We start from the raw sequence: 22,043 nt of genomic DNA on the forward strand, positions 1-22,043 counted from the left end.
CGTTCGTCGAATAGTCTCAGACCTAACCGTCGAAACAAAAAAGCCCGCCCCAAACGGGGGCGGGCTTTTTCTGTTTGGAATGCATCTTTATTTCTGGGACTGACTGCGCCTGCGCGCGGTCATTGCCCGGCCGTCACGGATACTCATACCCATCAATGTCAGATTGGTGGCACCAGCGACCAATTCGATGACCTGAACAAGGTAGAAGCTGGTGTCGAAGGCCCCGGCTCCGGCCTTTGCTTTCAGGTAGAGTGCTGCGGGTACCAGAATAAGCAGGCCGTTGGCTGCGATGATCGGCATTCTTTTCTTTTTGGCCAATGCCGAAGCATCTTTGCGCCGGCTTCCCATCGACATTCCTGTGGCGCCGACAATTACCATGGCCGGGACCAGCAAGAACAGGCCATAGACGATCATGGTTTTTACTGATGCCACGGTCGCGTGGGAAGCGAAGATCTCGCTGTACAAAGTAGATGTCCAGAATGTCAGGATTGTTAGAAATCCGATAACTCCAGCGATGGGGTGGATTGTTCTGATCATGGGTCGCCTCCACTTTTTGCCTTAGGCAACACAGTGGTTGTCGACCGTCAGCTTGCGCAGAAGATGTGGTCGCGTCACTGCGCTGTCCGGGTAGTCGGCGATACGGCTTTGGAATTCAGGATTGGTAAAGGCCTGACGGAAACTCTTCACATCTTGCCAGACAGCATAGTTCACGAAGGTCGCGCTGTTGGCGATGCCTTTGTGCAGTTGCGTCGAGATGTATCCCGGTTGCGATTTCATGAAATCCGCGTCGTGGGACCAGGCGGTCAGCAGGGCGTCTTCGTCCTTGGCGTCAACCGTGAACAGGTTGATCAGAACGACGGGGCCTTCCTCGGTTTCCATCTGGTCAGCCAGGGTTGCGATTTCGTCCAGTTCTACGATGCGTGCCATTCTTTGATCCTCTTTCAGAAAATAACATAGCAAGCTATATAATATTGCATAGCATGCTATGCAAGTGTATTTATCCGACATGGATTTCACGAAAGAAGACTCTGCCGGATATCTGGTCAATCACATGGCGCGCTTGTTTGCCCGGGACCTGCAGCAGCGTATCTCTCCTTTGGGGATCGTCGTTGGGCAATTCCCCATTTTGCTGGAGCTTTGGCAAAAGGACGGCGTGTCGCAAAAAGAGCTGCTTGGCAAAATCGACGTCGAGCAGGCGACGTTGGCCAACACGCTCAACCGGATGGAGCGGGACAGTTTGGTCAAGAGAACCAAAAACCCAACCGATGCCAGAGCTCAGCTGATCTGGTTGACCGAAAAGGCGTCAGGGATACGCGCGGAGGCATATGAGGCCGCCCAGACCGTAAACGCGCAGGCGCTTGCGGGGCTGAGCGCCGAGGAACAACGTCAGTTTCTGGACCTCATGCACAGGGTGATTTCGGGCATGCGCCAGGAATAATGAGTTACAGCGCGGAATTCGCAGCGGCCCGCACGGCGCGGATGTTGTCGCCATAGACCCCGGGCTGATCTACCGATCCACCTTTGAACACAGCTGAGCCGGCAACCAGAACGTCGGCGCCTGCGGCCGCGACCAGCGGGGCGGTGTTTGGATCAACGCCGCCATCAATCTCAATATGGACGGGACGGTCGCCAATCATCTGGCGCAGGCGGCGGATTTTGCTGGTCATGTCGATGAACTTCTGGCCGCCAAAGCCGGGGTTTACGGTCATAACGCAGATGAGATCGGTCAGATCCAACAGGTGCTCCACCGCTTTGGCCGGAGTGCCCGGGTTCAGCGCGATACCGGCCTTCATTCCTGCAGCGCGGATGGCCTGCAAGGTGCGGTGCGAATGCGGCCCTGCCTCGATATGGGCGGTCAGGACATCGGCCCCAGCATCCGCATAGGCCTGAATGTAGGGATCGACCGGGGTGATCATCAGATGCACGTCCATCACCGTTTTGACATGCGGACGAAAGGCTTTGACGGCTGGTGGACCAAAGGTCAGGTTGGGGACAAAATGGCCATCCATCACGTCAATATGCACCCAGTCGGCGCCCTGAGCCTCAATGGCCTGAATCTCGGCGCCGAAATTGGCAAAATCGGCGGACAGGATCGACGGGGCGATCTTGATGCTGCGGTCAAAGCTCATGGTTGCCTCGTGTCATCTGAACAGTTGAGGATGCGTATAGCGTTGAGGTCAGTTGATGGATAGCCCCCGCGACAATCGCGCCGTAACAAAACTTTCACCTTACTGACACACAGCCGTTGAACAGTGCCTGTAGCTCACCGCCAAGACGAATTGGGGGTGGCCTGTGCTGCGTATCGACAAACTGACCAAACGCTTCGGCGAAAACATAGCCGTGGATGCGGCGACTTTGGATGTAGACAAGCCGTGCATGATCGGCATCATCGGGCGATCCGGCGCCGGGAAATCCACCCTTTTGCGGATGGTCAATCGCCTGACCGATTCCAGCGAAGGCAAGATCCTGTTCGAAGGCCGCGATGTCACCCAGTTGAAGGGGCGAGAGAAGCGGGCGTGGCAGGCCGAATGCGCCATGATCTTTCAGCAGTTCAATCTGGTGCCGCGCATGGATGTGGTGTCGAACGTGCTGCATGGCACACTGAACCGCCAATCGACACTGGCCACCATGTTCAACCTGTTCCCGATGGAGGACATCCACCGCGCCATCGACATTCTGGATCGTCTGGGCATCGCCGAACATGCGCCGAAACGGGCCGAGGCGCTGTCGGGTGGACAGCAGCAGCGTGTCGCCATCGCGCGGGCTTTGATGCAGGACCCCAAAATCATTCTAGCGGATGAGCCGATCGCATCGCTGGACCCGATGAATGCCCAGGTGGTGATGCAGGCCCTGCGCCGCATCCACGAAGAGGATGGCCGCACGGTCATCGCCAACTTGCACACGCTGGATACCGCGCGCCGCTATTGCGACCGCGTTGTCGGCATGCGCGACGGCCGCATCGTCTTTGACGGGTTGCCCGAACAACTGACCACCGGCGTCGCCCGCGAGATCTATGGGGCCGATGCGAGTTTCTCGGAAGAGGCGACCTCGACCGAGATCGAAACGCTCGACGCCACCCAGAAGGCCCTGATGGAAGCCGAAGCCACCATCTGAGCCACCCCAACCACCTTTCATCGCCCGACCCGATGAGAGGTCGGGGACATCAACCTGGAGAGAGACAGATGAAAAACCTAATTGCTGCCCTTGTCGCGACCACTGCCATGGCCGCGCCCGCTATGGCGCAGGAAATCAGCGAATTCCGCATTGGTATTCTGGGCGGCGAAAACGCCCAGGACCGGATGAGCAAAAACGAATGCCTGCGCGAATACACCGAAGAGCTGTTGGGCGTTCCGACCAAGCTGTTCGCCCCTGCCGATTATAACGGTGTGATTCAGGGCCTGCTGGGTGGCACGATTGACGTCGCTTGGTTGGGTGCGTCGGGTTACGCCAAAACCTATCTGAGCGATCCCGAAGCGGTTGAGCCGGTTCTGGTCAAGGTCAACAGTGATGGCGGCTATGGCTACTACTCGGTAGGCTTTGCGCGCAAAGATAGCGGCATCGCCTCGCTGGAAGACATGAAGGGTAAGGCCTTTGGTTTTGGTGATCCGAACTCGACCTCAGGATACCTGATCCCTTCGATCGAGATTCCACAGGCCACCGGCGCCACCATGGACTCGGGCGATTACTTCGGTGAGGTCAAGTTCACCGGCGGTCACGAACAGACTATCGTTGCGGTAAACAACGGTGACGTTGACGGCGGCGTGACCTGGGCCGACGGCCTGGGTGATTGGGAAGATGGCTATCAGTCGGGCGCGCTGCGCCGCGCTGTTGATGCCGGTCTGGTCGACATGAACGATCTGGTCGAGATCTGGAAATCGGCGCCGATCCCGGAAGGCCCGGTCGTTCTGCGCAAGGCCTTGCCCGAAGATGTCAAAGTTCAGGTCACTGAACTGTGGAACACGCTGGATGAAAAAGACCGCGAGTGTTTCTACGGCGTGGCAGCAGGCGAAGCCAAGAGCTTTGATCCCATCACGCATGAGGCCTACGAGGTCATCATTGAAGCCCGCAAGCTGAAATCCAACTAAGCCTGCAACTCACATGATCGGGGTCCGGTGTTATACCGGACCCCGTTTTCTCAGGAGCAATCTATGACAGACCTGACCGCAGGGTCCCACAGTGTCGATCAGATCCGCGACGAATACTCAGAAATGACCCGGCGAAAACGGGCCTATGGTGGCATTCTCCTGATCCTGTTTGTGGCTTTGATGGCCGCAGGGTTCCGCACTGCGGATGATCGAAACGCAGGCAGTTTCGTTGACGGTTGGCGCAGGGTTTTCGACTATCCGGCCGAGGTTCTCTCGGAAGCGTGGGAAAAGATCGGCGCGATGCCGGAGAATCTGATCCGGTTCTTTCCGGCCCTGATTGAGACGATCAATATCGCGGCAGCATCAACCCTGATCGGTACGATTGCGGGCACATTTCTAGCCCTGATGTCGACACGGGGCATGGCGCAGAGGCCATCTCTGATCCCTTTGTTTCGGCGGATTTCCGATATCTGCAGGGCCATCCCTGAAATCGTTATCGCGCTGGTTTTGATCTTTATTCTCGGCGGCGGTCCGGTTCCGGCCATGATTGCGATTGCCATCCATACCGCCGGCGCGTTGGGCAAGCTGTTCTCGGAAGTGAACGAGAACGCTTCGCTGAAGCCGGTTGAGGGGCTGCATTCGGTGGGCGCGAACTGGTCGCAACGGATGTATTTGGGCGTGATCCCACAGGTCGGACCGAACTATGTCAGCTATGCCTTGCTGCGGTTCGAGATCAACATCCGTGCCTCGGCCATCCTCGGTTTCGTCGGTGCTGGCGGTCTGGGCTATGAGCTGCGCAACGCGATGTCATGGGGGCAGGGGCGCTACGACGAGGCCGCGGCCATCTTCCTTCTGCTTTTTGTCACAATCATGGTCGTGGATCAGCTGTCCGGCTATCTGCGGGATCGCCTGACCCACGGGTCTGAAAAAGGAGCTTCGGCATGACGACCTTTGCCACTGATCTGTCGACAGATGACCTCAAGGCCGAGGCCGGTCGTCTGTTCAACCGCAAACGGATCGTGAATTTCGGGTTGCCCGGCCTTGTCGCTTTTTACCTGATTTACGTGTTCTTTGCCTTTGACGTGCCTGGTATTGCCGGGCGTGCAAATTGGGAAAACGGCAAGACGCTTGTTGCCGACAGTTACAGCTACAAAACCCATGTCACGCGGGATAACCGCAATGGTGATGTGTCCGTTGCGGTCGAAGGGGACCGCAAAGGCACCTATCCTGACGGGACAGCACCCGACTGGGTGGCGTTGGGCGAAACCACGATCATTGACCTGGAGGATGGTCACTTGGTGCGATTCGGCCCCGAGACAATCGAATACGATATCCCTGGCTATGGCGTCGTGCGCGCTACGCCCAGCCGGGCCTCTGGGGTGCAAGCAGAGTTACCGGCGGGCGATGTTCCAGACTGGATCAATGTCTCGAAAAATCGGCTGGCGATCACCACCGATGCCGGGCGTCTGACCGTGACCCGCAACCGGTCCGAAGTGTTTCGCTATTTCCCAGGGTGGGAGCTGTTTTGGTTCACCCTCGACAGCCCGTATTATGGCAAATCTTTCCCCGAGTTGGTCAGCCGCGCCACCGCCGGTGAGGCCGGTGCTATTTTCAACGATTTCTGGACCAACAAGATCTGGCGGCATCAGGATGTGGCCTGGGCCATCTTTGAGACGATCCTGATGGCGTTTCTGGGCACCATGGGGGCAGGGATTATCGCCTTGCCACTGGCGTTCCTGGCGACGCGGAACTTTAACCCCTTGCGGTCGGTGCGCTTTGCCACACGGCGGGTGTTCGACTTTGTACGCGGTGTGGACGCCTTGATCTGGACCGTTGTTCTGGCACGGGCCTTCGGCCCAGGGCCGTTGACCGGAGCGCTGGCAATTCTGGTGACCGATACCGGGACATTCGGCAAGATATTCTCAGAAGCGCTAGAGAATGTGGATGAGAAGCAGATCGAGGGCGTGCAGTCGACCGGTGCGAATGCGCCGCAGCGCTATCGCTTTGGCGTGATCCCACAGATCACTCCCGTGCTGTTGAGCCAGCTTTTGTACTTTCTCGAATCCAACACCCGCAGCGCGACCATAATTGGCGCGATTACTGGCGGCGGCATTGGTCTGTTGCTGACGCAGGCGATCATCACTCAGAAAGATTGGGAAGAGGTCGCCTATTACATCGTTCTGATCATTCTCATGGTGATGTTGATGGATTGGTTCTCGGGCTGGTTACGGCGTCGTTTGATCCAGGGCGACAGCGGCAAGAAGAGCAAGCCGAGCAACGCGAAAACCAAAGATTTTATTCTGCCGTGAGCGCAGCTTGAAAGGTCAGGACTACGGCACGATTGCGCGCGGATGAACCGTTCATCCATCCCGATTGCCAGATTACCAACAGCAGCTTTGGTGCATTTGTCGAGATTGGCACCGGCAGCCGGATCGCCAACGCGGTCTGGGGCGACTATTCCTATTGCGACCGGACCTGCGACATCGCTAATGCAAGGATCGGTAAGTTTTCGAACATTGCCAGCTTTACCCGGATCGGCGCTACGGATCACCCGTTGCAAAAGGCCTCGCTGCATCATTTTAGCTATCGGTCGGCTGACTATTGGGACGATGCCGAGGATGATGCGGAGTGGTTTGTCCATCGCGCAAGCCGGATCGCATTTATCGGGCATGACACATGGATCGGTCACGGGGCGATCATCAAGCCCGAGGTGACAATCGGTAATGGTGCGGTCATCGCATCCGGGGCGCTGGTGACCAAAGACGTGCCGCCCTACATGATCGTTGCTGGGGTGGCGGCCCAACCACTCCGCCCCAGGTTCCCACAAGCGGTTGCGGATCGGATGGAGCAGTTGGCCTGGTGGGACTGGGACAACAGCCGCTTGCGTGACGCATTGCCGGATTTTCGCAAACTAGAGGCTGAGGCGTTTTTGGAGAAATACGAATAGCTGGCCCTGTGACCCCAGGTGCTCCGCGCTCGCAGAAGCATCGGTTTCGCGGATCCCCCTTTGCGGCCTTGGGCCGGGCGCCGCGCTTTGCGCGGCGCTACGCCCAACGGGATGAGACCTCCGATAGGAGGTTGAAGACGGGCGGGAGACCTACGGGATCAATCCTCGTTCAGGGTCAGCGTGACTCGCTCTCCGGCAAAGGTTGTTCTTCCATACTCGACAGGATTGCCATCGGGGTCTGCATTGATGCCGATCGAAAACAAGACTGGTGCGCCCTCGGGCAGGTGCAAGTGCAGAGCTTGAGTTGCCGTGGCCGCGCGCGCGGTCAGGCGGGTTGAGATGCGCGTGTAATCTGGCACATCGCATCTTTGCAGGGCTTTGGTGACGGATTGGGTTTCGGTTAGAATCTGCAGAATGTCAGGAAATCGCTTGGCCGGAAAAACGCTTTGAAACAGGCCGATGGGTTGCCCGTCGGCCAGAGACAGACCGTCATAGACATGCACCGTGTCGCCGGTTTCAAGCCCCAATGCATCGGCCTCGGCTTCATCCGCGGCCCGTGTGGTCAGGGCGAGGATCTTCTTGCCGGGCATCTTGCCGCTGGCCGAGATGCTCTTGTGGTATCGCACCCGCTTACCAATCGGATACTCGGTTGGTCGGGTGGCGACGAATACACCGGCCCCGCGCCTAGAATGGACCAGCCCCTGGTCGGCCATGTCAGACAGCGCCCGGCGAACCGTGTGGCGGTTAACGCCATGCGTTGCGGCCAGTTGCGCTTCGGTCGGCAACCGGTCACCGGTTTGATATCGCCCTTCGGCAATGTCCGACGTCAGGCTTAGGGCGATGCTTTTCCAGATCGGCGTTTTGTTCATGTCACCAAAAATTCACACAGTTGCGATTGCGAGTCGCCGGGCGGCGGTCTATGATTTGTATAGTTGTATAGGATAAGTAGACAACCCCGCCAAGAGGCTTTGATGACACAACAGACAGATTCCGCGACCGAGGCGCGTAAGACCTGGATGGGCCTGCTGGCCCGCGCGCCAGATGAAGCCACGTTGGCGCTGTGGGAGGGTCTCACGGACCGTCCCGGCTTTGAATGGCTGCGCAGCCCCGAAGTGGGCGGCGTGATGGTGCGCGGACGTACCGGCGCCACCGGGGCGCCGTTCAACCTGGGTGAAATGACGGTCACGCGCTGCTCGGTGGTCTTGCAGGATGGCACGGTTGGACATGGCTATGTTCAGGGCCGGTCAAAGCCCAAGGCCGAAGCTGCAGCTGTGATTGATGCGATGATGCAGACTGCGGCAGCAGACCATGTGCAGGAAAACCTGCTCGGTCCGCTGGAACAGAAAATGCAGGCGGTCAAAATCGCGCGGGCGGCAAAGGCGGCGGCAACCAAAGTAGAATTCTTCACGCTGGTTCGGGGAGAAGATTGATGACTGCGCAAACTCAATTCTCGGGCGGGTTCCAGAACATACCGGTTGATTCCGCACATGCTTTTCGCGCGGCGATGACGGTGATGGCACGCCCAGGCGAAATCCGCAGCCTGTCAGGGGCCGTGCCCCCAGCGCCTTTGTCGGTAGCAGCGGGCACCTTGTTGCTGACTTTATGCGACCCGGAAACCAAGGTACATCTGGCGGGTGAGCTCGACACCGGCGCTCTGCGCGAATGGCTGACCTTCCACACCGGCGCGCCGCTGGTTCCTGCTGCCGAGGCAGATTTCGCCGTCGGCACTTGGGGCGAAATTGGTGGGATGGATCGCTATCGTATCGGAACTGCTGAGTATCCGGATCGGTCAACCACTCTGATTGTTGAGCGTGACAGCCTGGATCAGTCCGGAGCCATTTTGCACGGTCCCGGTATCAAGCAGAGCGCAGGCTTGAACCTACCCGATATCCCTGCATTGCAACGTAATGCGGCTCTTTTCCCTTTGGGATGTGACTTCTTCTTTACCTGCGGTGACAAGGTCGCGGCCCTGCCGCGTAGTACCCAGATCAGCGCGGAGGGTTAAGCGATGTATGTTGCCGTCAAAGGAGGCGAAAAGGCGATTGAGAATGCCCATGCCTGGTTGGCCGAAGAGCGCCGAGGCGCCCCGGATGTGGCCGAGCTTAGCCTGGTCCAGATCCGGGAGCAGCTGAGCCTGGCGGTGAACCGGGTGATGGCAGAAGGATCGCTGTATGATCCGGACCTTGCCGCACTGGCGATCAAACAGGCGCGTGGCGATCTGATCGAAGCGATCTTTCTGATCCGCGCCTATCGCACGACATTGCCGCGTTTTGGTTATTCCGAACCGGTTGAAACGGGCAATATGGCCTGTGACCGTCGGATATCGGCGACGTTCAAGGATGCGCCGGGCGGGCAGGTGCTGGGCCCGACATTCGACTACACCCACCGCCTGCTAGATTTCAAACTGGCTGCGGATGGCGAAACTCTACCCGCGCCCAAAGGTACGGCGCGACACGAGCCGACCCCGCATATCACCAAATTCCTCAAGAGTGAGGATATCATTCAGGACGAGCCGGTCAGTGATGCTACGCCCGGCGACTTGACCCGCGAGCCGCTGGAGTTTCCGGCGAGCCGTCCGCTGCGGTTGCAATCGCTGGCGCGCGGGGATGAAGGGTTTGTGTTGGGCATGGCCTATTCGACTCAGCGCGGCTATGCCCGCAACCACGCCTTTGTTGGCGAGCTGCGGATCGGCAAGGTCGCGGTCGAAATGGACATTCCCGAACTGGGCTTTGCCATCGAGATCGGCGAAGTCGAGTTGACCGAATGTGAGACGGTGAACCAGTTCCAAGGCTCAAAGACTGAGCCGCCACAGTTTACACGCGGCTATGGGCTCGTCTTTGGCCAGTCTGAACGCAAATCCATCGCCATGGCTCTGGTCGACCGGGCGCTGCGGTGGGAGGAGCTGGGCGAGGACAATCTGGGCGCACCTGCACAGGACGAGGAATTTGTCCTGAGCCACTCAGACAATATTCAGGCAACGGGTTTCCTCGAACATATCAAGCTGCCGCATTACGTGGATTTTCAATCCGAACTGGAACTGGTGCGCAAGCTGCGACGCGAGGCCGAGGAACGGACTGCATCGAGGGAGGCTGCGGAATGAGCTCTGAACGCTTTGCCCTACAGGCTCGTCCTACGGTTCAAAAACCAGTCGCTGCCCTGATTGGGCGATTTCCTGCCGAAAGCTTCGCGCGAATTCACGATTTCAAGCGATTCCCATTCGCACAAAAGGTCGCGGGCCATGGCCCCGAGGCGCCACTTTGCGCGAAAATTGCGCCAGATAAAATAGAGCATAATCGCCAAAAAGAGCGAACAAATACCAAGTACGTCCATAAAAACACCAGAAACAAAATAGTTACATCAAATGACTGAATATAACTTCGCATATCTGGACGAACAAACCAAGCGGATGATCCGTCGGGCGATCCTCAAGGGGTTGGCTATTCCCGGATATCAGGTGCCATTTGCCAGCCGAGAGATGCCGATGCCTTATGGCTGGGGTACCGGAGGCGTGCAGGTATCTGCCGCAACTTTGACCCCGGACGATACGTTCAAGGTGATTGATCAGGGCGCGGATGATACGACCAATGCCGTGTCTATCCGTAAGTTTTTCGAGAATACGGCGGGCGTCGCCACCACCGAGGAAACCGAGAAGGCGACGGTCATCCAGACCCGCCACCGCATCCCCGAGGCGAAGCTGCGCGCGGATCAGATTCTTGTCTATCAAGTGCCGATCCCGGAACCGCTGCGGTTTCTGGAACCGCGCGAGACCGAGACACGCAAGATGCACAGCCTCGAAGAATACGGGTTGATGCACGTGAAACTGTACGAAGACATCAGCCAGCATGGTGCGATCTCAACCGCTTATGCTTATCCTGTGATGGTCTCGGACCGTTATGTGATGGACCCGTCCCCCATCCCGAAATTCGACAACCCAAAGCTTGAGATGGACGCGATCCAGCTGTTTGGCGCGGGCCGCGAGCAACGTATCTACGCGGTGCCACCGCATACCAAGGTCGTCAGCCTCGATTTCCAGGACTACCCGTTCGAGGCCACCAAGGCCGACCATCCCTGTGATCTGTGCGGGGCCGTGGACAGCTATCTGGATGAAGTCATCATGGATGATGCAGGCACCCGCATGTTTGTTTGCTCGGACACTGATTATTGCCGGTCGCGCCGCGAGGCGGGCCATGTGGGCCGTTTGGCCAGAGAGGATGCCGCATGAAACGAGAAGATGTGCTTGGAATTGACCACCTTGGCCTTACGGTTTCGGACCTCGACGCCACGCGGACGTTCTTTGTCGATGCGCTGGGTTGGGAGGTCTTCGGCAGCAATCCGGATTATCCGGCGGTTTATGTGACCAATGGCGCGGCGAAGCTGACGCTTTGGCAGCAAAAAGGCAAGGGGCTACAGGGGTTTGACCGGCACAAGAACGTCGGGTTGCATCATGTTGCCTTGAAAGTTCCCGATGAAGAAGCGCTGACTGCGGTTTTCGATGCGGTCAAAGACTGGCCTGCCGTCGTTGTCGAGTTTGCACCTGAACCCTCGGGTTCAGGTCCGAAACTCCATTTCATGATCCGAGAGCCGGGCGGCAATCGGATCGAGTTTTCATATGACCCAAGGTGAATGAAATGACACCGCTGCTGAGTGTACAGGATATCAGAAAATCCTACGGGGCCCGTATCGGCTGTACCGATGTGAGTTTTGATCTCTATCCCGGCGAGTTGATGGGGATCGTGGGTGAGAGTGGTTCGGGCAAGTCAACCCTGCTGAACTGTCTGGCGGGTCATCTGGTGCCGGATGCGGGGCAGGTGATCTTTGACACTCGTGCAGACGGTCCGGTGGATACCGTGACCATGTCGGAACCTGAACGCCGGATGCTGAGCCGCACCGATTGGGCATTCGTGCACCAACATGCGCGCGATGGCTTGCGTATGTCTGTCAGTGCGGGCGGAAATATCGGCGAACGACTGATGGCCGTAGGTGACCGCCACTATGGCGATATCCGCGACAAGGCGATCGACTGGCTGGGTCGGGTTGAGATCGAAGCGGAGCGGGTTGATGATCGTCCGTCCGCGTTTTCCGGTGGCATGCAGCAGCGCCTGCAGATCGCGCGGAATCTTGTGACCGGCCCCAGGCTGGTCTTCATGGATGAACCGACTGGTGGTCTGGACGTCTCGGTACAGGCTCGCCTGTTGGACCTGTTGCGCGGGTTGGTTCGGGAAATGGGGCTGAGCGCCATCATTGTCACCCATGATCTTGCCGTTGTCCGTCTGCTGGCGGATCGGCTGATGGTGATGAAAGCCGGTCATGTGGTCGAGGCCGGATTGACTGATCAGGTTCTGGACGATCCGCAGCATGCCTATACGCAACTGCTGGTGTCCAGCGTGTTGCAGGTATGAGGGCCGGGACAATGATTGAACTGAACAATGTCAGCAAAAGCTTTACCCTGCACAATCAGGGGAGCGCGGTGATCCCGGTCATGCAGGGCGCTACGCTCAGGGTTGAACCGGGTGAGTGTGTGGCGCTGACTGGCGCGTCGGGGGCAGGTAAATCCACCTTGATGCGGGTGATCTATGGCAACTATCTGGCTGCCTCGGGTCAGGTTCTGGTCGGTGGTTTAGACGTCGCCAAGGCTGAACCGCGCGAGATCTTGACCCTGCGGCGCGAAACGCTGGGCTATGTCAGCCAGTTCCTGCGTGTTGTGCCCAGAGTGCCGACGCTTGAGGTCGTGGCCGAGCCGCTTCTTGCCGTTGGTTGCGATAAACAGAAGGCACTGGACAAGGCCGCGGGTTTGCTCGAGCGTCTGAATATTCCTGAACGGCTCTGGCCCCTTAGTCCGACGACCTTTTCGGGCGGCGAACAGCAGCGCGTGAACATCGCGCGCGGCTTTGCCCATGAATACCCGGCCATGCTGCTGGATGAACCCACAGCCAGTCTGGATGCGCAGAATCGTGAAACCGTCCTGTCCCTGATCCTTGAGGCGAAAGAGCGCGGAGCGGCGATTATCGGTATCTTCCATGATGTTGACGCGCGGAAGCAGGTTTGCGATCGCGAGATCAACGTTTCGCAATTCACGCCGGGAATTGCGGCATGACGCTTGCCCCGGTCATAGCGGTTGTCGGTCCGTCAGGTGTCGGCAAAGACAGTGTGATTGAGGCGTTAGAAGCCCGCGCAAAAGGTATCCAGCGGCTGCGCCGTGTCGTCACCCGCCCCGAAGGCGAAGCGGGGGAAGATTTCAAACGGGTCACCGATGACGCGTTTCGACAGATGGAAGATGAAGGCGCATTCGCGCTCAGCTGGCATGCACATGGGTTGCTCTATGGTGTGCCGAAAGAGATCGCGCAGCAACGTCAGGTGGCGGAGGCAGTTCTGGTCAACCTGTCGCGCGCTGTGTTGTTGCAGGCGCAAGAGATCTTTGGCGATCTGATTGTTGTCTCGTTGACGGCAGACGCGAGCGTTCTAGAGCAACGCTTGTCATTGCGCGGGCGCGAAAGTGACAGCGAACAGGCGCTTCGGTTGGGCCAGGCCAAGACCCCTTTGCCTAAGGGGCTGGTCCGGGTGATCGAGGTCGACAATTCTGGTGCTCTGCAGGATACGGTGGCCAAAATTTTGTCCCGCCTTCAGTTGGAAAGCGCATAGCGATGGATCAGGTGAAACCGTCCATCCTCGGCCTCGCCCATCAGGGCCAGATCCGCAATTCGAAAGGGTTTTGGCAAAAGCGGCCCCAGATGGTTTTCCAGGGTGCGCTGGACCGAAGCAAGCACGGGCTTGTCCAACCTGCCGCTCAGGGTGATGTGAAACCGAAACGCGTTCAGCACATAAGGGTATCCCCATTTGACCAGGTTGGCGTCCTGATCCGGTGTCAGTCTGGAGGCGCGGCGACGGTCAAGTTCAGCCGCCGACGGTGGGGACCGGAACATATCAAGCTCTTGAACACAGGCGGCGGCCAACGCGTTCAGCGCGGCTGTGTCGCCAAGTGGTCGCAGGGCCAGAAACCGGCCAAGGCGGGCAATCTCAAGACCTTCCATCATGATTGCGCATTGGCTGGCAGCAAGGGTGGCGCAGGCCTCTTGCAACGCTTTGACGGATTGCCCCTCGCGCAGGCGGAACGGGGGTTTCATGGTCGCGTGCAGCCCGTATTTTCGCGGTACCTCCGTAACCGCTGCAACATCCACACCATCCAGCCCAGGATGGGCGAACTCGGTGCCAGCCTCCATGTCCCAGCCCAGCCAACGGGTTGCGAATTGCGTCCACTCCGCCGTGGCGGGTGGCGCAAAATAGATCGCGTATCGCGTGAATGTCACATTGGCCTCCTATTGCGTGGCCTTCCAATACCTCAAACTGTGTGAAGTTCAGATGACAGAAGAATTGATCCTTGCCAATGCCACGCTGATCCTGCCCGACGAAACCATTAACGGCAGCGTCCGGGTTCAGGGCGACAGCATCACCGAGATCGATACAGGCGCGGCGGTTCCAAGCGGTGCAATCGATTGTGAGGGTGACTATGTCAGCCCCGGTCTGGTCGAGCTGCACACAGACAATCTGGAACGTCATATCCAGCCCCGCCCCAAGGTCGACTGGCCCCATGCGGCGGCAATTCTTGCCCATGACGCCGAACTGGCCAGCACGGGCATCACAACCGTGTTCGATGCGATGCGCGTCGGGTCGATCCCGACTGGTCCGCGCTACAACAAATACGCACGTGGCCTGTCCCGCGAGCTGTGGCAGTTACGAGAGCAAGACGCCTTAAAAATCAGCCATTTCTTGCATTTGCGGGCCGAGTTGTGTTCAGAAACGCTGGTCGAAGAACTGGATGAATTCGGCCTCGAGGACCGTGTCGGGCTGGTGTCACTGATGGACCACACGCCCGGTCAGCGTCAATTCCGTGATATCTCAAAGCTCGAAAGTTATCTGAAAGGAAAGCTGGGGTTGGAGGGCAAGGAATTCCAGCAGCATGTCGCGGACCTCAAGGCGATGCGGGACAGGAACGGCGAAAAGCACGAGGTGGAAGCCGTAAAGGCGGCCAAACGTTTTGGGGCCATGCTGGCCAGCCATGACGACACCACCCGGGAACAGGTACATGTATCAGCGGGCCACGGTATCCGGCTGGCCGAATTCCCCACTACCGTCGAAGCGGCGCGGGCTTGCCATGATCACGGGATCAAGGTGATGATGGGGGCGCCAAATGTAATCCGGGGCGGGTCACATTCGGGGAATGTGGCCGCCAAAGAACTGGCCGATCTGGGACATCTGGATATTCTGTCTTCGGACTATGTGCCGGCCGCGTTGTTGCTGTCGGCGGCACGGCTGGGCGAGATGTGGGACAACATGGCCCGTGGACTGCGGACCGTTACGATGTCCCCGGCGCAGGTGGTCGGGCTGGAAGACCGTGGCGAGCTGCGCGCAGGCGCGCGCGCCGACGTCATTCGGTTCCGGATGCGTGAAGGGGCGCCTGCCCTGAACGGAGTGTGGTCGCGAGGGCGACGTGTGGCCTGATCAGGCCCTGTAGAAAAGGTATCGGTCGGGTGCGATGGTCTCCGGTCCGGTGATCTGTTCAAACCCAACCAGTGGTTGGCCGGATATCAGCAGCCCACCGGGCAGCATGACCTGAGAGATCAACGGGCTGAGCATCGCCGCCTCAGCCACATCATCCTGCTTGATACCGCGCCCGAAATCGTAATGTGCCAATGCTATTTTCGGGCCACCGGCTGCTAGTTTCTTTAACATAGGACCCGCTTCGCCCTGCAGAAAATCCTCTGCCGGAGGGGTGCTGGACGGGTGGCACTGTAAAATCCGGTCCATGACCCAGATGCGCCGGTCTGGTAGAATTTCACGTAGGTGATCATAGGTGCGGCCATTCCCCAAACCCATGTCCAGTATATCGCCGCTCGTATCTGTAATCTGATCGACCGCCCAGTTCAGCCCGTCGCGTTGGGCCGTCAGGCGGCGCAGCATTGAATCCAATCGGCTCATTCGAGTCTCCGTGATTTATCGTTTTTTGGGGCGGTCCAGACGGTCGCCGGACCATTCAGAAACCGCGTCAGAATGTCTCGCGTAAAGGACCAGATATCTTCATCATGCACCAGGTGATGCGTCAGGATCCCAAACGGCTCGGTATTGTCCGCAGGCCCTTCGCGCCGGTTCCGAAGCAGATCAGCAGTCTGCGCGATCAGCTTGTCCCGAGGGACCAACCCCCGTGACCCGCGCCAGTCGATCGGGTCCAGATGCGTGTTGATCTGCATCAGGCCAGGTGCCGCCATCTTTTCCTTTCGGGGCGTCGCAGTGGACAGGATTTGATATCCTAGGCCCGGCAATTCCTGAACCATCTCTGACGCGATCCGGTTCCAGGGTGGCACAAACATAGGGCACAGCTTGTCTGGGAACAGGCTCTGTAACCGGGTCAGCCCGGCCCGCGCATCGCTGCGGATGTCCTGAAAGGGGCGATGCAGTCGAAACTCTGATTTCTTCTCGTTTGTCGAAGCGTGGTTTTGATGGGCCCAGCCATGGACCACCGGTATCAATGCGGACGAGCCTTCGACATGGGTAACCAGATCTTCATCTGCGTCACGCGGAATAATCGCCAGATGTACCGGCAGTTCCAGTGATGCGGACAGCGCCTCTAGACGTTCCAACTGTGGCGTGACACAGACCGCGTCATCATCCCTCCACCACAGCGGCAGAGACAGCCCGTCCCGCCGCCACATATCAAGCTCGGTCATCAGGGGGTGCCAATCACCGGTCATGAGCGTGATCCAACAGTGATCTTACAATCTCAACAGACTTTTCTGCCCCGTTGAAACCTTGGCTGGTGCTTGGTCGTTTGGGGGCAGCTAGGATGGCCTCGACAGCCTGCGCCAGTGTTTCTCCGGTCAATTGGTCACTCGGCAATACGTCGATCGCGCTGAGCTTCGACAGGCTTTGGCTGCGCAAAGTCTGTTCGACTTCGCTTCCGTCGTCGAAGGGGATAAAGACCGAGGGTGTGCCAGACTGCAAGATGTCCAACGCAGTGTTGTAACCGCACATGCTGACCGACGCGGCGGCCAAGGGCAGCAGTTGGCGAAAGTCCGGGCGCACCGGTTCTAACGTCACAGGGGCGTCGCCAGCCAGTTTTGTCAGGTGTTTTATACGTGCCGAGGCGTCCTGTCCGCCCACCAACAGGCGCCAGTGCATGTTGGGCATCTTTCGTGCGGCCTCGATGGCCGCCTGAAAGATCGGCTCGCCCACCGACCCACCGCCAGCGCTTACCAGAATCTCACCTTTACCAATCCCGTCGGGATGCGGGGTCGGTGCCGTAGGGGCCACGAACCCGGTATAGAACAGGCGATGCGCCAGACGTTCCGAGACTGGCCAGCTCACACTCAGCGGGATCATGCTTGGGTCTGAATGGACAAGGACACCGTCAAAGAGGTCAAGAATGATTTCCTCGGTGCGCTGGGCTTTGGCAGGTTTGGACGGGGGCGCCAGTATGTCCCTGACTGATCCCAAAATAACCGGACGGCGACCCTGTGCGTGGGCAGCATCCAACAGGGCGTCAAACTCATCCGCCAGGGATCTGCGACCAAAGGGGTACAGCTCGGTGATCAGCGCATCCGGGGCAAAGCTCCGCAGCGCCTCTGTCAGGGCAACCTTGCGAGCGTCGAAATAGGCAGGATGCGCGGCCTCATCCGTTTGCGTCAGCAATCGCGTGAAATTGGTGCCGTCCGAGCGCAATGGCGGCAGCCCTAGCAAGTCGATCCCGGTATGGTCCAGCTGCGGCGCGGGCATTCCGCCTGAGACGAGCAATACCTTGTGACCCTCAGCGGCAAAGGCCCGGCCCAATGTAAGCGCGCGGCTGAGATGTCCGGTGCCCAGCAGATGGGTCACAACGATCATCACCCTCATATGCGGGTCTCCTGCCGGATCAAACGGATAGGGTCAGTTTCGGGGCGCATGGACTCCATGTCCACGATATAGAGGCGGTTGCGCTTGATCTTAAAGGGGGCGGGGCCGTCAAAATCCCATCCCCAGGCGCGGGCCAGAATGACCCGCATGATACCAATATGGCAAACGGCTACGGTATTTTCGCCAAGACTGGCAAGCCAAGGTTCCAGCCGCTGCCAGATTTCGGCGGGGCTTTCGCCTCCGGGGGGTAGGAAATCCCAACCCCAATCCTCGATATGGCGATAACCGCTTGCGGGATCGGCAATGAGATCGGTGCCGTGCTGCCCCTCCCAAGCGCCCCAGTTCATTTCCATGAGGGCCTCGGACTTCAACGGTTCGCGCCCTGAAACCAGTTGTGCCGTCTGGGCCGCACGCGCCAAGGGACTGGACCAGACCATAGCCTGATCCCAAGGGGAGGGCAGGGAATAGCATGCCAGTTCTGTCCGAGCCTGTTCATCCAATGGAATATCGCTGCGCCCCTGAATGCGCCCGGCGCGGTTCCACGCCGTATGCCCGTGGCGCAAAAGGGCGAGCTTGCTCATGTGGATGCCTCCAGCAAAGGATCAACAGCCGTCCAGAACCGATCAGTTGCATCGGGCATCAGGTGGCGCGCGGCTATATATGCGGCCGATTGGCTGCCTTGAGAAGACCGCAGTGCCGGATTGTCCAGAAGAGTGCGCAGCCTTGCGGCCAGCCCCTTGGCCCCTTCAGCAACCGAAGGATAGTCGGACGGCATCAGCACATCCCGAACGCCCGGCCTGTCCTGTGCAACAACGGGGATGCCATGGGCCTGAGCCTCTAGATAGATCATGCCATAAGCCTCATTCACGCCGGGCCAGACCATCAGGGATGCGGTAGCATAAGCCTTGCGCAGCGCGTCGCGATCAAGCTGCCCCAGAAACCGGACTTTCGTGCCAAACTTTGCCATCAGCGCTTCGATTTCGGCGCGGGCGGGACCATCGCCAGCAATAGACAGGGACCAATCGCCCTGCAGGTGGCGCAGTGCCTGTTCCAGCACCCGGTAAGAGGCCTGCTTGTCGCCGTGTCGCATCATGCCCACGGCCAGCATCGGGCCATCGCAGCTAGAGGCCTGCGGCAGCGAGGAGGCGGGAAGAAACGGCGGAAGCTCGACAAGCGCCTGATTTCCGAACTGCTCGCGTTCCAGCGTGATGAGGTCATTGGCGGTGTGATAAAAGATCACCCGGGCCGCGTCGCAGGCCTGATGGGCCGCTTGGGCAAACCCTGACCATGGCCCCTGAAGGCGGCTGTAGGCACGGGTGCTTTCAAGCTGAACATAGGGTATGTTTCGCGCCGTACTTACACGGGGTCCAATCAGATCAGGGGCCTTGTAATAATTGTGATAGGTCACCCATAGTGCAGTGTCAGCAGGCAGGTCGCAGGTCAGGCGCAGCACCTCGGCATCAGCCTCATGGCGCAGTTTGGCCTGGACCTCTTTGTCGCCGTGCTTGTCGAATACGCGCAGGTCCGAGGCCAGATCCACCGCATCCCCTCGGGCTTGGATTGCCAGAAGAAGATTTCGGGCCATTTCCCGGTCCCCCGACGGCACCGGGCTGTTGGGGGATTTCATCGGGGCGTAGAAGGCGATGCGCGGCATCAGCTCTTATGCGCGCCCAGCGCGCTTAACCTGGCAGACAAAAGCGCTATGCCCGGGTCCATGCGGAAGTCGGCGATCAGACGATCATAGGCAGCACCCGCCATTGCTGCAGCCTGCGCGGGGTTGGCCGCCAGCTGTGCAATCGCATTTGCCAGCGCGTCCGGATCGTCATCCGTCAGGACGCCATGCGTGCCTGTCTCGATAAACTCAGGAATCGCAGAAACGGGGGTCGACAGGATCGGCAGATACTGCGAGGCGGCTTCCATCAACACATTGGGCAAGCCATCCCGGTCCCCATCTGTGGCAATCCGGCTGGGCAGAACAAACAGGTCTGCTGTGCGCATCGCGGCGATGACCTCAGGTTGGTCACAGGCCCCTTTCCAGGTGATGCGCCCGGACAACCCGGCCGATGCGGCCCGGTTCTGCAAAGTATCACTCAGGCTTCCTCCGCCGATATGCGTCCAGTGCCAGTCAAGATCGTCCGGCAGCATGGCGAATGCATCAATCAGGCGATCGAAGCCTTTCTTTTCGACCAACCTCCCAACGGACAGCATATGAAAAGGGCTGTCAGCGGGGCGTAAGCCGCGTTCCGGCGGGGCAGGAAAGCGGCCCAGGTCCAGCCCGTGATAGATCAGTTCAACCCGTGCCGGATCGTCGGCGAGGCTGCGCAGATGCTGGGCGCCGATCGCGGTGCAGGTTGCACCAAAAGCTGCTCCGTAAGTGTCGGAGTGCAACTTTTCCGATTTTTCCCAGTCCGGTGACGTCCAGATATCTTTTGCATGGGCTGAAAAGCTCCACGGAAGGCCGCGCATGATCGCGGCATAGCGCGCGACCGACGAGGGCGTATGCATGAAATGCGCATAGAGAACCTGTGTGCTGGCGGGCAATTCCGCAGCCAGAACGCAGGCCTGACCGAACCGACGGATGCGGTTGTGCGTGGGATCGCGGCGCAAATCAGCGCGCCAGACCTTATAGGCCGCGCCGTATCCCGGCAGACGCTGCGCTTGTTCGCGGGCAGCCCATATGCGCTGAGGTTCTTGATACAGATATTCCGGCAAGTACCGAACCTGGCCACGAAACCTGTCGTGCAGCGGATGCCGTTTCATATCGGTTGGATGACGCAGGGACCAGATGTCGAACTCATGGCCGGCCTCTTGCAGAGCAACAAGTTCCTGCGCGATGAACGTTTCGGACAGGCGCGGCCACCCTTTGACCAACACCGCCAGATTGGGCGCGCCTGCGGTCATCCGGTTGCCCGTTCCTGTTCCTGATTCAGCAATACCTCAATACGACCGGTGACATAGTCCAACCCGTCCAGCAGGCCCTGTTCAATGGCCTGAGACGGCAATGGCTGATGTGGTAGGTCGCGAATGGCACGGACCATGGAATCGGTTGTTAGCCCGTCACGGAACTCGTCCAACATCCGGATCAGTCCCAGATCCTCGGCGCGTGAGGCACGGATCCACTGTTCCATACGCGGACTGGTCCGTGGAACAATGACGGCGCGTTTGTCAAAGGACAGGACCTCGCAGAACGTATTATACCCACCCATACAGACGACGCCAGCCGCGCCGTGGAACAGCGTTTCGATCTGGGATTCAAAGCCGACGGCGGTCACACGCCCGTTCAAGGCAGCCACACGTGTTTCGAATTCGTCCCGCAGATCACCAGACAGGAACGGGCCATAGACCAGTACCGCGCGTGGTGACAGGTCGGGGTCCTTTTCGTAAGCCGAAAGAACCAGGTTCACCATCGCCTTGCCGTCCCCACCACCACCTGGGGTAATCAGGATATAGGGCTGCTCCGGTGGGGTACCGATTGGCCCCAGATCACGACGCAAATAGCCAGTCCAGTGAATGCGCGACTGGGCCGCGTGATTCAGAGGCAGCCCCTTGGTCGGATCATAGATCGAACGCAGCCCGTAAACCCAGATTTCATGATAGAATCTTTCGGTCGCTGCAGTTGCCTCTTTCCGTTCCCACTCTGCGGCCAGAACTTCGGGTTCATCCAGAACATCACGCAAACCCAGCACCAGTTTCGTGCGCTGCGAGAGCAAAAGGTTTTCGAGTGTTGGCAATAGCTCGCCGCGGAACCCGGTGGGTTCTTTGTCTACGATCAGAATGTCCGGGTCAAACTGCTGAACGGCGGTCTGAATCAACCCCGATCGCAACTCGGTCACCTCGTCGATCCCCATCCCGATTGTCTGAGACGCGTATGACCCGTCCGCCCGTTTGGTCACGCCAGGCAGACGCACGTGGTCGACCCTGCGCGGAAATGTGAACCGGCCAGCGACAGGCGATCCGGTCAGGATCAGGGATGATGCCGTTGGATCCGCCTGCGTAATTGCGGCGGCCAGTGCACGAGACCTGCGCAGATGGCCCAGCCCGAACGTGTCATGGCTGTAGAACAGGATCCGTGGCGCGCGGCCAGTAGTATCGTTTTGTCTTCCTAGGCTCATGCCTTCGCCTGTCTTAAG

The 22,043-nt window shown here is 58.9% G+C and carries 28 protein-coding genes; 16 read left to right on the top strand and 12 right to left on the bottom strand.

Annotation, left to right across the window (positions count from 1 at the left end):
* Window positions 1-87 precede the first annotated feature (87 nt).
* Window positions 88-537: a hypothetical protein gene (locus AC2FJV_RS15735; RefSeq protein ID WP_142639317.1), complete on the bottom strand. Its 450-nt coding sequence runs from the start codon at window positions 535-537 to the stop codon at window positions 88-90.
* 21 nt (window positions 538-558) lie between these two features.
* Window positions 559-927: an antibiotic biosynthesis monooxygenase family protein gene (locus AC2FJV_RS15740; RefSeq protein ID WP_142639319.1), complete on the bottom strand. Its 369-nt coding sequence runs from the start codon at window positions 925-927 to the stop codon at window positions 559-561.
* Window positions 928-1,006: 79 nt separating this feature from the next.
* Between AC2FJV_RS15740 and AC2FJV_RS15745 the strand changes: the two genes are divergently transcribed.
* Window positions 1,007-1,438, top strand: a complete 432-nt coding sequence (locus AC2FJV_RS15745) for a MarR family winged helix-turn-helix transcriptional regulator (RefSeq protein WP_142639321.1) — start codon at window positions 1,007-1,009, stop codon at window positions 1,436-1,438.
* A gap of 4 nt (window positions 1,439-1,442) precedes the next feature.
* Here the strand turns inward: AC2FJV_RS15745 and rpe are convergent, their stop codons facing one another.
* The gene (gene rpe, locus AC2FJV_RS15750; RefSeq protein ID WP_496690390.1) at window positions 1,443-2,129 is read right to left on the bottom strand and encodes a ribulose-phosphate 3-epimerase; all 687 of its coding nucleotides are present in this window, start codon (window positions 2,127-2,129) and stop codon (window positions 1,443-1,445) included.
* A gap of 163 nt (window positions 2,130-2,292) precedes the next feature.
* Here rpe and phnC point away from each other — a divergent pair, with 163 nt between their 5' ends.
* The 5 genes from phnC (at window position 2,293) to AC2FJV_RS15775 (ending at window position 7,032) form a co-directional block, all read left to right on the top strand.
* Entirely contained in the window at window positions 2,293-3,114 is an 822-nt protein-coding gene (gene phnC / locus AC2FJV_RS15755) for a phosphonate ABC transporter ATP-binding protein (protein WP_142639325.1), read from the top strand.
* Window positions 3,115-3,182: 68 nt separating this feature from the next.
* Window positions 3,183-4,085 (top strand): phosphonate ABC transporter substrate-binding protein, encoded by a 903-nt coding sequence (gene phnD / locus AC2FJV_RS15760; protein WP_496690389.1) that lies wholly within the window; start codon window positions 3,183-3,185, stop codon window positions 4,083-4,085.
* Window positions 4,086-4,148: 63 nt separating this feature from the next.
* Window positions 4,149-5,030: a phosphonate ABC transporter, permease protein PhnE gene (gene phnE / locus AC2FJV_RS15765; RefSeq protein ID WP_496690388.1), complete on the top strand. Its 882-nt coding sequence runs from the start codon at window positions 4,149-4,151 to the stop codon at window positions 5,028-5,030.
* Window positions 5,027-6,394 carry a phosphonate ABC transporter, permease protein PhnE gene (gene phnE / locus AC2FJV_RS15770; protein ID WP_496690387.1) on the top strand — a complete coding sequence of 456 codons (1,368 nt, stop codon included), beginning with the start codon at window positions 5,027-5,029 and terminating at the stop codon, window positions 6,392-6,394. The genes phnE (AC2FJV_RS15765) and phnE (AC2FJV_RS15770) overlap by 4 nt, the downstream gene beginning before the upstream one ends.
* A gap of 32 nt (window positions 6,395-6,426) precedes the next feature.
* Window positions 6,427-7,032 (top strand): LbetaH domain-containing protein, encoded by a 606-nt coding sequence (locus AC2FJV_RS15775; RefSeq protein ID WP_496714051.1) that lies wholly within the window; start codon window positions 6,427-6,429, stop codon window positions 7,030-7,032.
* Between the two features lie 158 nt (window positions 7,033-7,190).
* On the opposite strand, the gene phnF is transcribed toward AC2FJV_RS15775, so the two are convergent.
* A complete protein-coding gene (gene phnF / locus AC2FJV_RS15780; protein WP_281973432.1) occupies window positions 7,191-7,901 on the bottom strand; it encodes a phosphonate metabolism transcriptional regulator PhnF in 711 nt (236 codons plus the stop codon).
* A 102-nt stretch (window positions 7,902-8,003) separates the two neighbouring features.
* Here phnF and phnG point away from each other — a divergent pair, with 102 nt between their 5' ends.
* The 9 genes from phnG to AC2FJV_RS15825 are packed head-to-tail and all read left to right on the top strand — an operon-like array spanning window position 8,004 to window position 13,671.
* Window positions 8,004-8,462: a phosphonate C-P lyase system protein PhnG gene (phnG, locus tag AC2FJV_RS15785; RefSeq protein ID WP_281973433.1), complete on the top strand. Its 459-nt coding sequence runs from the start codon at window positions 8,004-8,006 to the stop codon at window positions 8,460-8,462.
* Window positions 8,462-9,037, top strand: a complete 576-nt coding sequence (gene phnH / locus AC2FJV_RS15790) for a phosphonate C-P lyase system protein PhnH (protein WP_496714052.1) — start codon at window positions 8,462-8,464, stop codon at window positions 9,035-9,037. The genes phnG and phnH overlap by 1 nt, the downstream gene beginning before the upstream one ends.
* A 3-nt stretch (window positions 9,038-9,040) precedes the next feature.
* Window positions 9,041-10,132, top strand: a complete 1,092-nt coding sequence (locus tag AC2FJV_RS15795) for a carbon-phosphorus lyase complex subunit (protein ID WP_496714053.1) — start codon at window positions 9,041-9,043, stop codon at window positions 10,130-10,132.
* On the top strand, window positions 10,129-10,401 hold the full coding sequence (locus AC2FJV_RS15800) for a hypothetical protein (RefSeq protein WP_496714054.1): 273 nt from the start codon (window positions 10,129-10,131) through the stop codon (window positions 10,399-10,401). Before AC2FJV_RS15795 ends, AC2FJV_RS15800 begins: the two co-directional genes overlap by 4 nt.
* Window positions 10,394-11,254, top strand: a complete 861-nt coding sequence (locus AC2FJV_RS15805; protein WP_496714055.1) for an alpha-D-ribose 1-methylphosphonate 5-phosphate C-P-lyase PhnJ — start codon at window positions 10,394-10,396, stop codon at window positions 11,252-11,254. Before AC2FJV_RS15800 ends, AC2FJV_RS15805 begins: the two co-directional genes overlap by 8 nt.
* Window positions 11,251-11,655: a VOC family protein gene (locus AC2FJV_RS15810; RefSeq protein WP_271951521.1), complete on the top strand. Its 405-nt coding sequence runs from the start codon at window positions 11,251-11,253 to the stop codon at window positions 11,653-11,655. Before AC2FJV_RS15805 ends, AC2FJV_RS15810 begins: the two co-directional genes overlap by 4 nt.
* A gap of 5 nt (window positions 11,656-11,660) precedes the next feature.
* On the top strand, window positions 11,661-12,431 hold the full coding sequence (gene phnK, locus AC2FJV_RS15815) for a phosphonate C-P lyase system protein PhnK (protein ID WP_496714056.1): 771 nt from the start codon (window positions 11,661-11,663) through the stop codon (window positions 12,429-12,431).
* Between the two features lie 11 nt (window positions 12,432-12,442).
* Complete coding sequence (phnL, locus tag AC2FJV_RS15820; protein WP_496690384.1) at window positions 12,443-13,126, top strand: phosphonate C-P lyase system protein PhnL; 684 nt, start codon at window positions 12,443-12,445, stop codon at window positions 13,124-13,126.
* Window positions 13,123-13,671, top strand: a complete 549-nt coding sequence (locus tag AC2FJV_RS15825; protein ID WP_496714057.1) for a ribose 1,5-bisphosphate phosphokinase PhnN — start codon at window positions 13,123-13,125, stop codon at window positions 13,669-13,671. Before phnL ends, AC2FJV_RS15825 begins: the two co-directional genes overlap by 4 nt.
* On the opposite strand, the gene AC2FJV_RS15830 is transcribed toward AC2FJV_RS15825, so the two are convergent.
* Complete coding sequence (locus tag AC2FJV_RS15830) at window positions 13,653-14,336, bottom strand: DUF1045 domain-containing protein (protein WP_496714058.1); 684 nt, start codon at window positions 14,334-14,336, stop codon at window positions 13,653-13,655. The genes AC2FJV_RS15825 and AC2FJV_RS15830 overlap by 19 nt on opposite strands.
* A 52-nt stretch (window positions 14,337-14,388) precedes the next feature.
* On the opposite strand from AC2FJV_RS15830, the gene AC2FJV_RS15835 reads away from it, so the two are divergent.
* A complete protein-coding gene (locus tag AC2FJV_RS15835; RefSeq protein ID WP_496690381.1) occupies window positions 14,389-15,528 on the top strand; it encodes an alpha-D-ribose 1-methylphosphonate 5-triphosphate diphosphatase in 1,140 nt (379 codons plus the stop codon).
* Here AC2FJV_RS15835 and AC2FJV_RS15840 read toward each other — a convergent pair whose 3' ends face one another.
* From AC2FJV_RS15840 to AC2FJV_RS15870, 7 genes are read right to left on the bottom strand one after another with little or no spacing between them, the layout of a single operon-like run.
* Window positions 15,529-16,005: a class I SAM-dependent methyltransferase gene (locus tag AC2FJV_RS15840; RefSeq protein WP_496690380.1), complete on the bottom strand. Its 477-nt coding sequence runs from the start codon at window positions 16,003-16,005 to the stop codon at window positions 15,529-15,531.
* Window positions 16,002-16,775, bottom strand: coding sequence for a polysaccharide deacetylase family protein (locus AC2FJV_RS15845; RefSeq protein WP_496714059.1), 774 nt, complete (start codon window positions 16,773-16,775; stop codon window positions 16,002-16,004). The genes AC2FJV_RS15840 and AC2FJV_RS15845 overlap by 4 nt, the downstream gene beginning before the upstream one ends.
* Window positions 16,765-17,913, bottom strand: a complete 1,149-nt coding sequence (locus AC2FJV_RS15850; RefSeq protein WP_496714060.1) for a glycosyltransferase family protein — start codon at window positions 17,911-17,913, stop codon at window positions 16,765-16,767. Before AC2FJV_RS15850 ends, AC2FJV_RS15845 begins: the two co-directional genes overlap by 11 nt.
* Entirely contained in the window at window positions 17,910-18,494 is a 585-nt protein-coding gene (locus AC2FJV_RS15855; protein WP_282027597.1) for a histidine phosphatase family protein, read from the bottom strand. Before AC2FJV_RS15855 ends, AC2FJV_RS15850 begins: the two co-directional genes overlap by 4 nt.
* On the bottom strand, window positions 18,491-19,567 hold the full coding sequence (locus tag AC2FJV_RS15860; RefSeq protein WP_282027598.1) for a glycosyltransferase family 4 protein: 1,077 nt from the start codon (window positions 19,565-19,567) through the stop codon (window positions 18,491-18,493). The genes AC2FJV_RS15855 and AC2FJV_RS15860 overlap by 4 nt, the downstream gene beginning before the upstream one ends.
* Entirely contained in the window at window positions 19,567-20,814 is a 1,248-nt protein-coding gene (locus AC2FJV_RS15865) for a glycosyltransferase (protein WP_496714061.1), read from the bottom strand. Before AC2FJV_RS15865 ends, AC2FJV_RS15860 begins: the two co-directional genes overlap by 1 nt.
* Window positions 20,811-22,025 (bottom strand): glycosyltransferase family protein, encoded by a 1,215-nt coding sequence (locus AC2FJV_RS15870; protein WP_185956733.1) that lies wholly within the window; start codon window positions 22,023-22,025, stop codon window positions 20,811-20,813. Before AC2FJV_RS15870 ends, AC2FJV_RS15865 begins: the two co-directional genes overlap by 4 nt.
* Between the last annotated feature and the right edge of the window lie 18 nt (window positions 22,026-22,043).

It is taken from the genome of Ruegeria sp. CDSA241 (genome assembly GCF_059611265.1).

Coding starts and splice junctions, on each gene's coding strand:
- AC2FJV_RS15735 (WP_142639317.1), bottom strand. CDS start 537: ATGATCAGAACAATCCACCCCATCGCTGGAGTTATCGGATTTCTAACA.
- AC2FJV_RS15740 (WP_142639319.1), bottom strand. CDS start 927: ATGGCACGCATCGTAGAACTGGACGAAATCGCAACCCTGGCTGACCAG.
- AC2FJV_RS15745 (WP_142639321.1), top strand. CDS start 1,007: ATGGATTTCACGAAAGAAGACTCTGCCGGATATCTGGTCAATCACATG.
- rpe (WP_496690390.1), bottom strand. CDS start 2,129: ATGAGCTTTGACCGCAGCATCAAGATCGCCCCGTCGATCCTGTCCGCC.
- phnD (WP_496690389.1), top strand. CDS start 3,183: ATGAAAAACCTAATTGCTGCCCTTGTCGCGACCACTGCCATGGCCGCG.
- phnE (WP_496690388.1), top strand. CDS start 4,149: ATGACAGACCTGACCGCAGGGTCCCACAGTGTCGATCAGATCCGCGAC.
- phnE (WP_496690387.1), top strand. CDS start 5,027: ATGACGACCTTTGCCACTGATCTGTCGACAGATGACCTCAAGGCCGAG.
- phnF (WP_281973432.1), bottom strand. CDS start 7,901: ATGAACAAAACGCCGATCTGGAAAAGCATCGCCCTAAGCCTGACGTCG.
- phnG (WP_281973433.1), top strand. CDS start 8,004: ATGACACAACAGACAGATTCCGCGACCGAGGCGCGTAAGACCTGGATG.
- phnH (WP_496714052.1), top strand. CDS start 8,462: ATGACTGCGCAAACTCAATTCTCGGGCGGGTTCCAGAACATACCGGTT.
- AC2FJV_RS15795 (WP_496714053.1), top strand. CDS start 9,041: ATGTATGTTGCCGTCAAAGGAGGCGAAAAGGCGATTGAGAATGCCCAT.
- AC2FJV_RS15800 (WP_496714054.1), top strand. CDS start 10,129: ATGAGCTCTGAACGCTTTGCCCTACAGGCTCGTCCTACGGTTCAAAAA.
- AC2FJV_RS15805 (WP_496714055.1), top strand. CDS start 10,394: ATGACTGAATATAACTTCGCATATCTGGACGAACAAACCAAGCGGATG.
- AC2FJV_RS15810 (WP_271951521.1), top strand. CDS start 11,251: ATGAAACGAGAAGATGTGCTTGGAATTGACCACCTTGGCCTTACGGTT.
- phnK (WP_496714056.1), top strand. CDS start 11,661: ATGACACCGCTGCTGAGTGTACAGGATATCAGAAAATCCTACGGGGCC.
- phnL (WP_496690384.1), top strand. CDS start 12,443: ATGATTGAACTGAACAATGTCAGCAAAAGCTTTACCCTGCACAATCAG.
- AC2FJV_RS15825 (WP_496714057.1), top strand. CDS start 13,123: ATGACGCTTGCCCCGGTCATAGCGGTTGTCGGTCCGTCAGGTGTCGGC.
- AC2FJV_RS15835 (WP_496690381.1), top strand. CDS start 14,389: ATGACAGAAGAATTGATCCTTGCCAATGCCACGCTGATCCTGCCCGAC.
- AC2FJV_RS15840 (WP_496690380.1), bottom strand. CDS start 16,005: ATGAGCCGATTGGATTCAATGCTGCGCCGCCTGACGGCCCAACGCGAC.
- AC2FJV_RS15845 (WP_496714059.1), bottom strand. CDS start 16,775: ATGACCGGTGATTGGCACCCCCTGATGACCGAGCTTGATATGTGGCGG.
- AC2FJV_RS15850 (WP_496714060.1), bottom strand. CDS start 17,913: ATGAGGGTGATGATCGTTGTGACCCATCTGCTGGGCACCGGACATCTC.
- AC2FJV_RS15855 (WP_282027597.1), bottom strand. CDS start 18,494: ATGAGCAAGCTCGCCCTTTTGCGCCACGGGCATACGGCGTGGAACCGC.
- AC2FJV_RS15860 (WP_282027598.1), bottom strand. CDS start 19,567: ATGCCGCGCATCGCCTTCTACGCCCCGATGAAATCCCCCAACAGCCCG.
- AC2FJV_RS15865 (WP_496714061.1), bottom strand. CDS start 20,814: ATGACCGCAGGCGCGCCCAATCTGGCGGTGTTGGTCAAAGGGTGGCCG.
- AC2FJV_RS15870 (WP_185956733.1), bottom strand. CDS start 22,025: ATGAGCCTAGGAAGACAAAACGATACTACTGGCCGCGCGCCACGGATC.